13 protein-coding genes are annotated in these 14,752 nt (G+C 52.1%); 1 reads left to right on the forward strand and 12 read right to left on the reverse strand.

Annotation, left to right across the window (positions count from 1 at the left end; all coding sequences use genetic code 11):
• Window positions 1-6 precede the first annotated feature (6 nt).
• The 9 genes from wcaF to ACSZO4_RS07795 all read right to left on the reverse strand — a co-directional run bounded on the left by wcaF (window position 7) and on the right by ACSZO4_RS07795 (window position 8,971).
• Entirely contained in the window at window positions 7-552 is a 546-nt protein-coding gene (gene wcaF, locus ACSZO4_RS07755) for a colanic acid biosynthesis acetyltransferase WcaF (RefSeq protein WP_437888307.1), read from the reverse strand.
• A gap of 54 nt (window positions 553-606) precedes the next feature.
• The gene (gene wcaE, locus ACSZO4_RS07760; protein WP_437888308.1) at window positions 607-1,353 is read right to left on the reverse strand and encodes a colanic acid biosynthesis glycosyltransferase WcaE; all 747 of its coding nucleotides are present in this window, start codon (window positions 1,351-1,353) and stop codon (window positions 607-609) included.
• Between the two features lie 13 nt (window positions 1,354-1,366).
• The gene (gene wcaD / locus ACSZO4_RS07765) at window positions 1,367-2,587 is read right to left on the reverse strand and encodes a colanic acid polymerase WcaD (RefSeq protein ID WP_437888309.1); all 1,221 of its coding nucleotides are present in this window, start codon (window positions 2,585-2,587) and stop codon (window positions 1,367-1,369) included.
• On the reverse strand, window positions 2,562-3,779 hold the full coding sequence (gene wcaC / locus ACSZO4_RS07770; protein WP_437888310.1) for a colanic acid biosynthesis glycosyltransferase WcaC: 1,218 nt from the start codon (window positions 3,777-3,779) through the stop codon (window positions 2,562-2,564). Before wcaC ends, wcaD begins: the two co-directional genes overlap by 26 nt.
• A complete protein-coding gene (gene wcaB, locus ACSZO4_RS07775; RefSeq protein WP_437888321.1) occupies window positions 3,776-4,267 on the reverse strand; it encodes a colanic acid biosynthesis acetyltransferase WcaB in 492 nt (163 codons plus the stop codon). Before wcaB ends, wcaC begins: the two co-directional genes overlap by 4 nt.
• Window positions 4,267-5,109: a colanic acid biosynthesis glycosyltransferase WcaA gene (gene wcaA / locus ACSZO4_RS07780; protein WP_437888311.1), complete on the reverse strand. Its 843-nt coding sequence runs from the start codon at window positions 5,107-5,109 to the stop codon at window positions 4,267-4,269. The genes wcaB and wcaA overlap by 1 nt, the downstream gene beginning before the upstream one ends.
• A gap of 107 nt (window positions 5,110-5,216) precedes the next feature.
• The gene (gene wzc, locus ACSZO4_RS07785) at window positions 5,217-7,379 is read right to left on the reverse strand and encodes a tyrosine-protein kinase Wzc (protein WP_437888312.1); all 2,163 of its coding nucleotides are present in this window, start codon (window positions 7,377-7,379) and stop codon (window positions 5,217-5,219) included.
• Between the two features lie 2 nt (window positions 7,380-7,381).
• A complete protein-coding gene (wzb, locus tag ACSZO4_RS07790) occupies window positions 7,382-7,825 on the reverse strand; it encodes a low molecular weight protein-tyrosine-phosphatase Wzb (RefSeq protein ID WP_437888313.1) in 444 nt (147 codons plus the stop codon).
• Between the two features lie 6 nt (window positions 7,826-7,831).
• The gene (locus tag ACSZO4_RS07795) at window positions 7,832-8,971 is read right to left on the reverse strand and encodes a polysaccharide export protein (RefSeq protein ID WP_437888314.1); all 1,140 of its coding nucleotides are present in this window, start codon (window positions 8,969-8,971) and stop codon (window positions 7,832-7,834) included.
• A gap of 694 nt (window positions 8,972-9,665) precedes the next feature.
• Between ACSZO4_RS07795 and ACSZO4_RS07800 the strand changes: the two genes are divergently transcribed.
• Window positions 9,666-11,246, forward strand: coding sequence for a TerC family protein (locus ACSZO4_RS07800; RefSeq protein WP_437888315.1), 1,581 nt, complete (start codon window positions 9,666-9,668; stop codon window positions 11,244-11,246).
• Window positions 11,247-11,278: 32 nt separating this feature from the next.
• Here the strand turns inward: ACSZO4_RS07800 and asmA are convergent, their stop codons facing one another.
• The 3 genes from asmA to udk all read right to left on the reverse strand — a co-directional run bounded on the left by asmA (window position 11,279) and on the right by udk (window position 14,462).
• Entirely contained in the window at window positions 11,279-13,132 is a 1,854-nt protein-coding gene (gene asmA, locus ACSZO4_RS07805; protein WP_437888316.1) for an outer membrane assembly protein AsmA, read from the reverse strand.
• 25 nt (window positions 13,133-13,157) lie between these two features.
• Window positions 13,158-13,739, reverse strand: coding sequence for a dCTP deaminase (gene dcd / locus ACSZO4_RS07810; protein WP_437888317.1), 582 nt, complete (start codon window positions 13,737-13,739; stop codon window positions 13,158-13,160).
• An 81-nt stretch (window positions 13,740-13,820) separates the two neighbouring features.
• Window positions 13,821-14,462 (reverse strand): uridine kinase, encoded by a 642-nt coding sequence (gene udk, locus ACSZO4_RS07815; protein ID WP_437888318.1) that lies wholly within the window; start codon window positions 14,460-14,462, stop codon window positions 13,821-13,823.
• Between the last annotated feature and the right edge of the window lie 290 nt (window positions 14,463-14,752).

A 14,752-nucleotide genomic window follows, 5' to 3' on the forward strand; every position in this document is an offset into this window, starting at 1 on the left:
AAATGATCATTTTTCAACGCGTTCACGCGTAACCACTGCGGGGTTGCCACGGCAAATCACGTTTGCCGCAAGCGGTTTAAACACACTGCTGCGCGCACCGACCACGGTTCCGTCGCCGATCTGCACGCCCGGGGCGACAAACACATCCGTCGCCAGCCAGCATTTCTCACCAATCACGATAGGTTTGGCGTAAATATCAAAATTGGCGCTCAAATAATCGTGACTGCCGGTACACAAATAACACTTCTGCGAAATCACTGAATTTGCACCAATTGAGATATCGCCTAATGTGTATAACACCGCGTCATCACCTACCCAGCTATAATCGCCAAGGGTTAATTTCCACGGATAGGTAATTTTTACTGACGGACGAATGACTACGTTTTTTCCGATTTTTGCACCGAATAAACGCAGTAAAAATGCCCGCCAGCGATACATCACTTGTGGCGACCAGGCAAATAATGTTGCCTGGACAGCCCACCACAACTGAACCTTAATAGCGTTGCCCCCCCGAAAGCCTTTCGGCACGGAGAATCCTTGTAACTCTTGCATTGGTTATCCTTATATCAGCGCACTATATATTGCTATAACCAGAGTTGGTTATAATCAGGCTTTGTTATATAAGGCCTTGGCTTTTCCGGTTGTACGCAACCGCAACAGATAGGACAATTGAGCCCAAAAACCTGGCACACGCAATATTTTCCGTTGGACGTTGCGGGCATCCTGACATAATTCAAGATTATTTGAGGTTGACACGCCACCCATAGAAAATTCGGATATCAGGCCCGTCAGACGCTTAAAGGTGAAACCACCTTTGAACATGCGGGCAGCAAGTGCATAATCGGAAGAAACTTTATATTGCAGATCGTAGGGATAGGTTTTCAATCCACTCATTGGAAAGAATATTGCCTGATGACTGGCGGGCAAGCTGTGGTAAATATACCAGCCATGTTTGGCACCGCGCCGAATTTTTGTGCCATCACCAAAATCTAATAATGCATCGGCAATATACATCGCATTATCACGCATCCGGGCCAGCTGACTGACGACGTTAACGCTGTCTTCATGGAGAATATCGCCGGAATTAAGGAACAGGGCGAAGCGGCCGTTAGCCATATCAATCCCTTTATTCATCGCATCGTAGATCCCTTTATCCTTCTCGCTGACATAGCGTAAGTGGTACTGTCCATTGAGGTTTTCGAGAAACTCCGCACTTCCGTCCATCGATCCGCCGTCAACGACAATCCACTCAAAGGTGATATCCTGAGCTTCGGCCAGATGCGCCAGCGAGGCCCAGGTTTTCACAATGCCTTCGTAATTTCGAAACGCAACGGTAATAATACTTAGCAGCATGTGACGCACCTCATCAGGAATCCGTTATATTCAGCGCCTTGCGCAGAATAAATGGACAAACAATTAAAAAAGCGTATTCCGGACTAAAAATCGACCCCGTAAAAAACAATGACATGGGAGTAAACAGATAAAGCTGAACACGATAATTCTGATTATCACCGAAGGCGTTCAACATCATCTTTGCGACTTTGGCCAGATACCACGCGGTCAATATTACAGCGAACCACGAAAAATAAATAATTAACAGATACAGGCCATTGTCTATTGTTTTACCGACGTCTGCACCGTTAAAGATTCCGAATGATGCAACATATTCGTAAAGGGAACCAAATCTTACGACACCATCGATATTGGTCAGTGAATATCCCACCATAACCAACGGACCAATGATGCGATAATAAGAGGATGAGCCTTCAGTTCCTAAATCGCCAAGACGTTCTGCAATATAAGGAAAAGCAAACACAACCCCGACAATGAATACGGCCAAAGAAATAATGGCAAGGGGTAATTTCTTGCTAATCGCTTCTTTGTTCAGATACTGGAAGGCCCACTCCAGTAAATAAAACAGGATAAATGTCATTACCCCTGAAAACGATCCGGAAAGAACTATCCCTGCCAAAATCATAGCATCTGTCTTTGGCGTTTTGATACCAAACTGTTTGATGCTGAGCCAAATTGAGATTAACGCCAGAGCGAAGAAGGCCGGTTCGAAATAAAGTGCAGTGGTTCGCTTGCCGCCAAATTTGATAAAATTCAGCACGTAACTGTTACTGTAAATCAGATATTTCGAAATCATCTCCATCAGGCTACTTCCGCCGCTGAGGATAATTTGCGCCATTTCCGCGGCCGCCAGGGTGACAATAAGCCCCACAACCAGCCAGAAAAAGCGCAGTATCTTGCGGTGGTTATGCGCAGAGATGGTCTTAAAACGAATACTCCAGACCATGCCGATAATAATGACGATATAGACAAACAGCATGGTGGACGTGACGTACTTACCGGCATTTAACGACTGACCAAACAGATAGTTGAAGACCGTTAACGCCGCCCCTGCCCCCAGTGCAATCATCAACTTTTTCAGGTTGATCCTGTCGACATATAACAGGAGCAGCAGGGGTAAAAATGTCACTATGGTTATCGGGAAGCTCTCGCCAAGCTGTAGAAGCTTCACGTTCACCAGCAAATAGATGAGCGGCAGCAAAAGATAGCTACAGACCCTGATAGAACGAGACATATTCCTCCAGCATCTGTTGCCCACTGTAAGCAATGCGGCTGCGGGCGCTGAACGCCTGAAGCGAAGTGGCGAATACCGCTTGGGCGATCTCCGCTTTGTGCTGTTGCACCAGGGGGAGTACTTCCTCTTCGCTAAAGGTTTTGCCGCCAGACTTATCCAGCACCTCGCGCGCGGCATCGCTATGGGTGGCAATAACCGGCACCCCAATCGACAGTGCTTCGCACAATATTAGCGGGTAGTTATCCACCCTTGAAGTAAACAACAGCGCATCCATCTGATTCAGTTCACTCATTAATTTGCGCTTATCAGTCAAAAAACCGTGGTTAACCACATTCGAACCTTCAAAGGGCGAAAATTTGCCAAAGGTGTGTAGCTCAACCTTTTCGCCCAGCGCCATCACGTCGCGCACCAGCTTCTGATTGGTTTTACCGTCGTAGCGCAGATCATGGGCCACCACCGCAATTTTTGGCCGTCCCGCAGTGACGGTCACCGGCGCCAGCTCTGCCAGAATCGCTTCCGTGGCCACATCGATGCCGTTATTGATAATCCGGCAGCGTCCCGCGCCGTACAGGCTGTTAAAGGCGTCGGCCACATGCTGGCTCGGAGAGATAAACTGGCAGCCCAGCGCCATCATTTCGCTAAACAGGTGGCGTTTCTCCCCGACCAGATGATGGGCCCGGTCGACTTTCACCGGCGGGTAGTTAGCCAGCGTCGGGCACTTCTGGCAGCCCTGCTTCCAGCCGTCGCAGCCATCGGTAAAGGCGCAGCGCCCGGTTACGCTCCAGTGATCGTGCAGGGTCCAGATAAAGGTGACATCCGGCTTATGGGCTTTCAGTTTCTGGCAAAAAGCCACCACATCGGCAAGATTCAGCCAGTAGCTGTGCATCACATGAAAATGCAGTACCACCGGGCCGGAGATCCGGCTGACGGTACGATAGAGATTATTGAGATTGCCAAAAACATCGCGGTTGAACAGGCGAAACAGCGCCAGATTGGCAATCGACGTCAGACGTGGCGTCTGTTTAATCACCTCAGGGTAAGCATCATGACTGACGCTCTTCTTGCCGCCTTTGCCGTAGCCATACACAAAGCGTGAATGCAGGCCCTGCTGCAATGCCCGCTGGTGCAAATCCAGCGCCACGCCCGCCGCGCCGCCTTCAGCGAGGCGAACGTTAAATTGTAAAATGTTCATGTTCTCACCTTCACGCGCGCTTTTTCACCCACCACCAGCGCATTGTCCGGTACGCTGTCGAGCACCACGCTCCCCGCGCCGATGACCACGTTATTGCCGATGGCGATATCGCCCAACAGCACGACGCTTGCGCCCAGTTCAACATTGTTGCCAATCACCGGACAGGCCAGGTTGCCTGCGCCCCGGTTACCGATGGTGACACTGTGGCGAATAGTGAAGTCATCCCCGGCGACAACATGCTTGTTAATGACCACCGCATAACCATGGTGGATGGTAAAACGCCGCCCGATGGTCGCCGCCGCCTGGATTTCGTAGCCGAACAGACATTCCGTCATAAAGCGGTAGATCAGCAGCAGCGGAGCGGCCCATAAATTATTGAGCACGTTTTTTTTGCGCCATACCGAGCAGAAATGAGCGATGCGATAAGCGGCGACCATACAGCACGGGCGCAGGCTCCATTGGTTGGCGCGAAAATCCTCCAGACGCATCATTTCCCCCGCAGGCCATCGGCCAGACGTTTGCCGTTACGCACGGATAAAAGGGTGAGCAAGGTACGCCAGTTCATCCGCTTATTGCGGATCTGATAGAGCGTAAACAGCTGGTATTTTTTGCTGGCCCGGTCAAATTTGGCTTTATGTTTGCGGTAGAAATGGAAGTAGCCGGAAAACTTTTTCGGCGACGAGGTGATCTGCATTTCACCGTGGTTAATGTGCAGGATTTGCGTCGCTTTCTCGATTTTCCACGGCTCACCATACTGCTCCACCATGCGCAGGAAAATGTCGTAGTCCTGCGCGGCTTTCAGTTGGGTATCAAACAGGCTCTCTTTAAAGCGCCAGGACCAGCTGAACACCTGGTTGCCCACAATGTTGCGTTTCCAGAACAGCTTGCGGGAAAACGGCGATTTCGGGTACAGCGGCAGGCTGGCAGGCTGCGAGTAGACCTCACCCTGGCAGACATAATCATTGGCATACAGAAAGGCACGGTTTTTCAGTTGATGACTTTCGGCAAGAAACACGGACAGGCGATCGGGCGTCCACTCGTCATCGTCATCAATACCGGTAATAAATTGTCCCGTTGACTGCATGATGGCCTGGTTACGCACCGCGCATGCCCCGGAATTAAACGCATTGCGGGTGTAGCGTACGCGCGGGTCGTGCAGATCGCTGACGAACTGCTGTAGCTGCTCAAAGGTGGTTGAACAGTCATCGACAATGATCATCTCCCAGTGGTCATAATCCTGGCGCAGCACCGATTTAATCGCCCGGATAGCCAGCTGTTGACGGTTCCACGTCGGCATGTAAATCGAGATTAATGGACGTTCTGTGGTCATTTTTTTCCCCGACTAATTGAAGTATGGCGCTGATATCGCCCCTCACCCTAATCCTCTCCCCCGAGGGGAGAGGGAACCATCCGTGCCGGTGGGGCAACATCGCTTAATTACTTACTGTCCGACTTGTATTCGTACTCGTAATATCCGTAGTCCTGATAACCGGTGGCGCGGCGGAAAATAGAGTTAAGAATGACGCCTTTGACCTGGATACCGTTTTGCGCGAAGCGGCTGAGGCTGGTTTGCACCTCTTTCACCGTGTTAACCGCATAGCGCGCCACCATCAGCGTGGTGCCCGCATGGCGACCCACAATCGCCGCGTCCGTAACGGCCAGAATCGGTGGGGTATCTATCAGTACCAGATCATAATTTTTGCTTGCCCACGCCAGCAGCTGCGTGAAGCGTTCACTCATCAGCAATTCCGAGGGGTTTGGCGGCACCTGACCACGCGGCACCAGATCTAAATGGGCGACAGACGTGGGTTTGGCGCAGCGTTCAATATCCCCTTTGCCCACCAGGATCTCTGACAGACCGTTGGTATTGTCAGTCCCGAGCAGTTCGTGGCTGTAGCCTTTGCGCATATCGCAGTCGATCATCAGAACACGTTTACTGGTCTGGCTGAAAACTGCCGCGAGGTTGGCGCAGACAAAGGTCTTACCGATAGACGGGCTGACCCCGGTCATCATCAACACATTGTTGTTGGCCTGCATCATGGCAAAGTGCAGGCTGGTACGCAGGCTGCGTACCGCCTCAATCGCCAGATCCGCAGGGTTGCCCACCGCCAGCAGCTGACTCTGCTTGTAACGCTTAACCCCTTTGATGGTTTTGACGCTGTCACGGGCTTTTTGCCATTCAGAGAGCGGGATGCTGGCGTAGACGCTGATCCCCTGCTCTTCCAGCACCTGCGGGCTTTCAATGCCACGGTTAAACAGCGAGCGCAGCAGCACGACCACCACCGACAGGATCAGACCGAGGATGATCCCGCCCAGCACAATCAGCGCCTTTTTCGGTTTCAGTACCCCTGGCTGAGTAATGGCTGAATCGACAATACGCACGTCGCCAACGGTACTGGCTTCAGTTATCCGCAGTTCCTGTTGTTTATTGAGCAGTTGCATATAGACCTGCTGACCCGACTCGACGTCACGCGTCAGGCGCACAATCTCCTGCTGCGTTTTTGGCATGGCCGTGACGCGGTTGTTCAGCTTGGTTTTCTCATCTTCCAGCGCCTGACGTTTTTCCAGCAGCGTGCGGTACGCCGGGTGCGCTTTGGTGAAGAGCTTGGAGATTTCGGCTTCTTTAAAGGTCAGTTCGTTGAGCTGGGCATCGATGTTAACCATCGAATCCAGCACCGCTTTGGCTTCCTGGGGTAAATCAACAGAGTCCTTTTCCTGGCGGTAGGTGTTGAGTTTATTTTCAGCAATGTCCAGTTTGCCGCGAACCTCTGGCAGCTGTTTGTCCAGGAAGGCCAGGCTTTTCGCCGCCTCTTCTGATTTACGCTGAATATTCTGTTCAAGGTAGTTTTTGGTGATGCTGTTTAGAATCGCGCTGATCTGTTCGCGATCTTCACCGGTATAACTCATGCTGAGCACACCCGTGTCCTTACCGTTTTCTGTCACGCTAAGGTTATTTTGCAGGTTGTTGATCATGCCAAGCGTCGAAAATTTGCTGACCGTGAACTCACTGTCCGTTCCCGCTGCAATGGCACTGACCTCAATGCTCAACCCGTCTTTCGACAGCCTCTGTCCTACCTCGCCCCGCGCGCTGAAACCACCATCGCTGGTGAGCTGATACTGCCTCGCGCCCAGTACGGTGAGGGTGAAAACCTGTTCCAGCATCGCTTTGGGAACCACGAAATGAGTCACCTTGACGGTCTCATTTTGTCGCCCCATCAGGCGATCCCAGCCGGAGCCAAACACCGGGAAGGTGTTTTTGCTCACCGCGATATCCAGATTGAGATCCTCGACCGTTTTGCCCAGCACCATACGTGACTGGATCAGTTGAATTTCAGCATCAGAGGCGGGCGGTTTGTTGGACAGCGCGCTGTTGAGATTTTGTACCAGTGAGCTCCCGCTATCCTGCTCTATCTGCACCAGCGCATCAGCGCTGTAAATCGGCGTGGCAAACAGGCAATAGATGATGGCCGCGACGGCAAACAGTGAGGTGATGCCCAGTACCCACCAGCGGGCTTCGACAACCGTACCAATCAAGCGGCCAATATCTATCTCATCGCTGCCCGCCGCTGGAGCGGCAGAGTGGTGTGTTTTTTCGGTCATTGTTATCCCTGCTGTGCATTAAGGGCCTGCGCCCACTGGCGGGCAGACCGATCAATTAAGGTGTAAACGGCCTCGAAGGCATCACGGCTTTTGCGGTAAGGATCGGGAATTTCCCGCTCACCATCCCAGTGACCAAACAGCATCACTTTGCCGCGCATCTCTGGCGCGATTTCGCACAATGCGGCAATGTGCCGCTTCTCCATGACCAGGATCAGGTCGAAGTCCCGACACATCTTGCCGGAGATTTGCCGGGCGATATGTCCCTCAAGGGAAAGCGCGTTTTGCAGCGCCACACTCGCGGCCTGCGCATCGGCGCTTTTGCCCACCAGCGCCCCTAATCCTGCGGAGGTTACCGTTAACGCCGGCTGATATTTTTGCAGCAGCCTTTCTGCCGTGGGGGAACGGCAAATGTTCCCCACGCACACCACCAGAATTTTGTTAAACATCGCGTATCACCAGGTATGAATGTCGCGTGCCGTGTCCGTCATATAGCGGACGCCACTGATGGTTGGCAGCAACTGATTGATGAGACGGTTCCAGCGGGCCACCGGAGCGGTCGTGACGTACACCACGTCATAAGGCTGGAGGTGGAATTCCGTTGCCATCACCAGAGAGGTGGCGTCGGACATATCAAGCTGATAGATGTTGGCAATCTTGCCTTTGGCGCTGCCCTCGCCCTTCAACGGACGGATCACAAAGATGCCGCTGGCGTTGGAGGTGGTCAGATCGATGCCTTCCGCGTTGCCCAGCGCTTCGGTGAGGGTCATGCCGCTGAAGTCCATTTTGAGGGTGCTCTGTTTTTTCACTTCCCCCATCACGAAGACTTTCAGATCGTCATTGCGCGGTACATACAGGATGTCGCCAGGATACAGCAGACGGTTCTGGCTCAAATCACCGTTCTGCATCAACGCCTGGAGTGAAATACGTTCCTCTTTGCCGTTATGGGTCAGCACCACATTGCGCCAGTCAGCAGCGTCGGTCAGGCCGCCGGCGGCATTGACGGCATCCAGCACCGTAAGCGGGACGTTGGTGATGGCCTGCTGGCCGGATTTGCTCACCTGACCGGAGACATAGGCTTTTTGCGAGCGGAATGCAGCGATGTTAACGTCCACCTGCGGGTCAGCGATGTACGTCGCTAAGCGGCTGGTAACATCACTACGGATTTCCGCCAGTGTTTTGCCCACCACATGGACGCGGCCAATGTAGGGATAAAACATGGTGCCATCGGGCTGGACCCAGTTGCCGGTATCGCTGGAGCTACGGTATTGACCGGCAGGCGTGGTGAGTTCGGGGTGGTCCCAGACGGTAACGCTCAGTACGTCGCCAGGCCCCACGCGGTACTCATAGTTGGATATTTCCTGGTCTAACGACATATTCGGTTGGGCGACATTGGGACGCGGACGTAATTGTTCAACCAGACGCGGGGTCAGTGGATAAACATTAACCATGCGGTCTAAATCAAAATCTGCATCCTGCTGTTTGATCACATCCTTTCCCATCGTAGACATATTGCTACCCGGCAGGACTGTGCAGCCACTCATCAAGGTCATAGACACCAATAATGGTATCAATTTCGTTTTGGATTTCATCATTGATTAATTATCACTTTTGCAGAGTAATTATCCTGTGTATTTAAATAAGCTCTTGAGTTTCTTCTCAATCAGAATGCAGTTAATTGAAACTAAAATTAACTGGTATCACTCCTAAAGTTTGCTTATTCAACCACATGCTATTGACAGAATAATCCAGACGTTTCGACACGCTGTCAGGCATGCTACCGCCCTTGGCTTTCAGCTACCAATCCACTGATTAAACAGTAAGTTATTAAATATGACTTGTTGCACGTTTAGTCTGCCCACACATTTCCCTGATGGCGACAGATCTGGCAGGTATAAGAATTAATGCTGATAAAGTGCATTTAAAATAACTTCAAATGTATATTAAAAACGTACTGGAGGAATTGTTGCAGCTATGCGAATTACAGGCAAGGTAACATCCTGCCATAACAGATTTTTAAGATTAATATTAAACTCAAATATTCATAATTTTAGGATTATCTCGATGTTGACAAATTCATTACTAACATTTACACCTGCGAAATATCTTAATTTTAATGTATGCTCTAAAAAATAATAATCTCACTTTTATTAAGGAGAAATGAATTTAAATATATTTCGCCACCGGGCATTTATAAGATAAATCGCAGACTACCATTGCAATTTAAGTCAGCTTTATCCATGATCATCCTGTGACAATTGTCATATAACATAAGGTGTTAAGCAAAAGATGGAATGGATTGCCGATCCTTCAATCTGGGCCGGGTTGTTCACACTTATCGTGATCGAACTGGTGCTCGGGATTGATAACCTGGTCTTTATTGCAATTCTTGCGGAGAAATTACCGCCTGCACTGCGCGATCGCGCCCGGGTAACCGGACTGGTACTGGCAATGGCGATGCGATTGCTGCTGCTGGCCTCTATATCCTGGCTGGTCACCCTGACGACCCCTCTCTTTTCGGTTCGCGACCTGAGCTTCAGCGCCCGGGATTTGATCATGCTGGTGGGGGGACTGTTTTTACTGTTTAAAGCCACCGTCGAGCTCAATGAGCGTCTGGAAGGGAAAGACAGCGATAACCCCACCCAACGACGCGGGGCAAAATTCTGGAGCGTGGTGGCCCAAATCGTCATCCTCGATGCTGTCTTCTCTCTCGATTCAGTCATTACCGCAGTGGGAATGGTCGACCACCTGGCGGTAATGATGGCTGCGGTTATCATCGCCATCTCGCTGATGCTGCTCGCCAGTAAAGCGTTAACACGCTTTGTTAATAATCATCCGACCATCGTTATTTTGTGTCTCAGCTTCCTGTTGATGATCGGCTTCAGCCTGATTGCCGACGGCTTCGGATTCCATATACCGAAGGGCTATCTGTACGCGGCCATCGGCTTCTCGGTGATGATCGAAGCGCTGAATCAGCTGGCTAATTTTAACCGTCGTCGCTTTTTGTCGGCCAATCAGACCCTGCGCCAGCGCACCACCGAAACCGTCATGCGTTTACTGAGCGGGAAAAAAGAGGATGCTGAGCTGGACGCGGACGCCTCCGCAATGCTTGCCGATCATGACGACAGTCAAATCTTCAACTCTCAGGAACGACGGATGATTGGCCGGGTGCTGAACCTGAACCAACGCACGGTCAGCAGCATCATGACCTCACGTCACGACATTGAGCACATCTTTCTTGATGCGCCGGAGGCCGAAATACGCGCGCTGCTGGAAAAAAATCAGCACACCCGTGTGGTCGTCACCGGGGGGAATGAAGAAGAAGATCTGCTCGGGGTGGTACATGTGATTGATCTGCTTACGCAGTCACTGCGTGGCGAACCACTGGATCTCAAAGTGCTTATCCGCCAGCCGCTGGTGTTCCCTGAAGGCCTGCCGCTGTTACAGGCTCTGGAACAGTTCCGCAGCGCCCGTACCCATTTTGCTTTTGTGGTGGATGAATTTGGTTCCGTAGAAGGGATTGTCACCTTAAGCGACGTGATGGAGACGATTGCAGGCAATCTGCCTAACGAGGTGGAAGAGCTGGACGCCCGCCATGACATTCAGAAAAACAGCGACGGCAGCTGGACGGCGAACGGCCATATGCCGCTGGAGGATCTGGTGCAGTATGTGCCGCTGCCGCTGGATGAGAAGCGCGAATATCACACCATTGCCGGGCTGCTGATGGAACATCTGCAGCGGATACCGCAGCAGGGAGAAGAAGTTCAGGTGGGAGATTATTTGCTTAAAACACTGGAAGTGGAAAGCCACCGGGTACAGAAAGTGCAGCTTATCGCGTTGCAGCAGGATGAACCGGAGTACGAAGTCTGAACAGACGCCGGGGGCAACCCCGGCGCTATCGCTTACAGCTTATCCAGCAGCTTTTTCACATCTTTGCCGTTCTGGGTGTCTTTATTGCGATCGGCCCAGGCATTGAGTCTGCGTTTCGCTTCATCCTGGAGATGTTTACGCAGGATCTGATCGACCTGAAGACTGTAGTTCAGCGACTGCCAGTCACCGTAAACCGTTAGCGGGATTGCGGTGTTTTTCAGGTACTCAACCAGTTTGCCCTCGCCCTTCCAGCCTTCCAGCACGCGTACCGTAAAGCGGGTATCGCACTGCTCTTTGACCAGATCCATTTCACCTTCGCCGGCAAGGCTTAGCAAGGGCGATGCGCCCTGTATATCCGTCATGGTCATCATGCCGTCTTCCAGCGTTAACTCGGTGCTAAAGCTATCAAGCCGGGTGGCATTGTCGTAGTTCTGTTGCACTTCAACATCGCTGCTGCGGGCGACCGCCTGCTGTATCAACTGCTGGAAGTTCAGCCCTTCCATGCGGCTGTCGGCGATGTCCACATGGGCAGTGCCCTGCCAGTTGCGGCGAAAATCATCCGCATCAATACGACCGCCCGAGAAATCCCCGGCCAGCGAGAGCTGGCCGGTCAGCGCGATAGGATAATCAAAGGCGGTAAGGATCGTGCCGATTTCCACGTTATTCAGCCGCGGTTTAAACCGGGCCAGCGGCCGATCGGTACGAACATCCAGGGTGCCGGGAAGCGAAATATCACCGGCCCCCATTTTCCCTTCGAGCGTCGTGATGCTGAGTAATCCGCCCTCATTGGTAAGCTGTCCCTGGACATCGGCAAACTGCATCCCGCGCCATTGGATTTTTTTGGCCGTCAGCACCAACTGAGCTGAAAAATCGCGCAGAGCAGTGTACTCAGGTATCACGGGATTACCGGCGATCACCGGGCGCGGTAAGCGGGGTTGCAGCTTCTGCCCCTGCTGCGCGCTGCTGGTGTTGGTCGCCGGGTTATCTTTAACGGTAAGCAGGTTATCCAGATTGAGGTTATCAAACTGTAAGTCGAGCGCCCACTGCGGCTTCCCGGCAAGCACCACGCTGCCTTTGCCGCTAAATGCACTGTCATTCGCCGTTAACTGCAGGTCATTTAACACAACCCGCTGGCGGTCACCCTGCCATTGCGCCGCAAGGCTGCCCTGGCCATTGATGCCCTGGGGAGGCACATCGCCGCCCTGTAGCTGCCAGTTGAGGGAACTTATCGCCGCACTGAGGTTATGCGGGTAATCGCTGGCATCGACTTTTGCGGTTAATGACAGGCTTAAATCGCGTTGATCGCGGTTGACGCGACCAGAGAAATTGAGCGTTGCCTGATGAAAAGCATCCTGATCCATTTGCAGACTGATGTCGCGCACCGTGACCTGCTCGTCATCCTGATGCTGGAACACCAGCACGCTGTCGGCCACCTGCAGACGGGCAATATCCCACGACCATCCGCGATCTTCCGCCACCTGCGGCAGCGTATTCTCTTTCGGCGCAACCGGCGCATCTTTTTGCGCTATCGCCCTGGATTGCGGCGTAAGCTGGATAATGGCCCCTTTAAGCATCACCTGCTTGACCTGCAACTGGTGAGAAAGCAAGGGTAACAGGCCGACATCAAGACGCATGTTGTCGGCTTTGACGATGGGTTGGGCTGCGCCCGGCGCGGTCAGTGTGACGCGCCCGGAGAGAATGCTGAGCTGAGGCCAGACATGCCAGCGCAAGGGGCCGTCAAGCTGTAGCTGATAGCCGCTGCGCGCCTCCACCTGGCGCACCATATAAGAACGAAAATCGTTAGGGTTGACCATTATGACCAACGCAGAGAGGCCGGCGACCAGCACGACCAGTAAAATCATCAGCGTCGTTAATACTCTTCTCATGGCAACCTCAGTGGTTTTGCATCACTCAGTCTTTATCAATACGACTGGCTACGGCACCTTGCTGATCGCGGTATTTCGCATCCTGGCGACGGTTATACGGACGCTCAGCCGGGCCAGAAAGCGGCTCAAAACTCAGGGCGCCGATTAACATACCAGGACGTAACGCCAGCGGCAGTTTGCCGGAATTATAGAACTCCAGCACGATACAGCCCGACCAGCCAGGATCGATTCGGTGCGCGGTCACATGGACCATCAGCCCCAGACGCGCCAGTGAGGAGCGACCGTCCAGCCAGCCCACCAGATCGGATGGCAGGGTGACTGACTCAAAGGTCACTGCCAGCGCCAGCTCTCCAGGATGAAGGAAAAAAGCCTCCCCATCGGCAAGCGCAATTTCATCGCTCATCACGCGTTCGAGGGCGGCGCTGACTTCATCTTTCGGCCCACTCAGGTCGATAAACGCCGCAGTGTGCCCACTAAATGTGCGAAATTTGTTGCCCAGACGAACATCCACGGTAGCGCCATTAATGCGCTCTACGGGCGGTCGCGGTTGAATCGACAAACGGCCCTGATCCAACCAGGCTTCAATATCTCGGTCGCACAGACGCATGGCACTTTCTCCTTTTGTGTATCACGCTCCGGCCAAAGCAGGAGCGTTGCAAATTAACTTAAGGGTACAGCCTAACATGTATTATTCAAAAAACTGGCTGATTTTGGCTTTCAGGATATCAATCGCGATGCGGTTTTTCCCCCCTCGCGGCACGATGATATCGGCATACTGTTTGGACGGTTCGATAAATTGCAGGAACATAGGCCGCACCGTTTTCTGGTATTGCGCCATCACCGAGTCCATGGAACGACCACGCTCATTCACATCACGCCTGATACGACGCATCAGGCAAATATCCAGCGGCGTATCGACAAAAATAGCGAAATTCATCTCTTCGCGCAGACGTGCGTCTGTCAGCAGCAGAATGCCTTCAAGAATGATCACTTTCTTGGGTTCAATATGAATGGTTTCCGGCGTGCGGGTATGTTCAACATAGCTGTACACCGGCAATTCAATTGCCTGACCGCTTTTGAGCATCTGTAAATGCTGGAACAACAGACTATGATCCATAGAACTCGGATGGTCATAGTTGGTTTTTACCCGCTCTTCCATCGACAGATGGCTTTGATCTTTGTAATAGCTGTCTTCCGGAATAACGCCGATCTGCTCATCACCGACCTGTTCGCGTAATTCGCGATAAAGCGTACTGGAAATAAGACTTTTACCTGAAGCCGATGCGCCGGCGATACCAATAATGACGCACTGATGTGACTTATCAGTCATAAATTTAGCGACCTGATTAACCTGGATGTAAAGGAAGGAGACGCCTTGGCGTCAAACGCGGCAATTATAGGGATTTCAGCGCCACGATACCAGTCGAACAGGCAGTGGATGTTATTAAAGCTAAAAGTTGCTCACCTTTGCTCTTTGCGGTGACTTTTCGCAAATTTTAACGGTTAAAATAACGCCGCTTACGTGGTTTTTTTTGCCGACTAAGTAGTAAGTATCCTCCGGCAGAGCCGGAGGCTTTAGGGTGAGCGCCTCAAAGGCGCCGACAAACCATGAGCCGCCCA

Source organism: Phytobacter sp. V91, from assembly GCF_965644225.1.
Taxonomy (GTDB): domain Bacteria; phylum Pseudomonadota; class Gammaproteobacteria; order Enterobacterales; family Enterobacteriaceae; genus CBFFRJ01.

Bases quoted from the DNA above. Each gene is read 5' to 3' on its own strand.
- wcaD (WP_437888309.1), bottom strand. From the start codon at position 2,587: ATGTCTCGTTCTATCAGGGTCTGTAGCTATCTTTTGCTGCCGCTCATC.
- ACSZO4_RS07800 (WP_437888315.1), top strand. From the start codon at position 9,666: ATGGAATGGATTGCCGATCCTTCAATCTGGGCCGGGTTGTTCACACTT.
- wzb (WP_437888313.1), bottom strand. From the start codon at position 7,825: ATGTTTAACAAAATTCTGGTGGTGTGCGTGGGGAACATTTGCCGTTCC.
- udk (WP_437888318.1), bottom strand. From the start codon at position 14,462: ATGACTGATAAGTCACATCAGTGCGTCATTATTGGTATCGCCGGCGCA.
- ACSZO4_RS07795 (WP_437888314.1), bottom strand. From the start codon at position 8,971: ATGATGAAATCCAAAACGAAATTGATACCATTATTGGTGTCTATGACC.
- wcaC (WP_437888310.1), bottom strand. From the start codon at position 3,779: ATGAACATTTTACAATTTAACGTTCGCCTCGCTGAAGGCGGCGCGGCG.
- wzc (WP_437888312.1), bottom strand. From the start codon at position 7,379: ATGACCGAAAAAACACACCACTCTGCCGCTCCAGCGGCGGGCAGCGAT.
- wcaF (WP_437888307.1), bottom strand. From the start codon at position 552: ATGCAAGAGTTACAAGGATTCTCCGTGCCGAAAGGCTTTCGGGGGGGC.
- wcaA (WP_437888311.1), bottom strand. From the start codon at position 5,109: ATGACCACAGAACGTCCATTAATCTCGATTTACATGCCGACGTGGAAC.
- asmA (WP_437888316.1), bottom strand. From the start codon at position 13,132: ATGAGAAGAGTATTAACGACGCTGATGATTTTACTGGTCGTGCTGGTC.
- wcaE (WP_437888308.1), bottom strand. From the start codon at position 1,353: ATGCTGCTAAGTATTATTACCGTTGCGTTTCGAAATTACGAAGGCATT.
- dcd (WP_437888317.1), bottom strand. From the start codon at position 13,739: ATGCGTCTGTGCGACCGAGATATTGAAGCCTGGTTGGATCAGGGCCGT.
- wcaB (WP_437888321.1), bottom strand. From the start codon at position 4,267: ATGCGTCTGGAGGATTTTCGCGCCAACCAATGGAGCCTGCGCCCGTGC.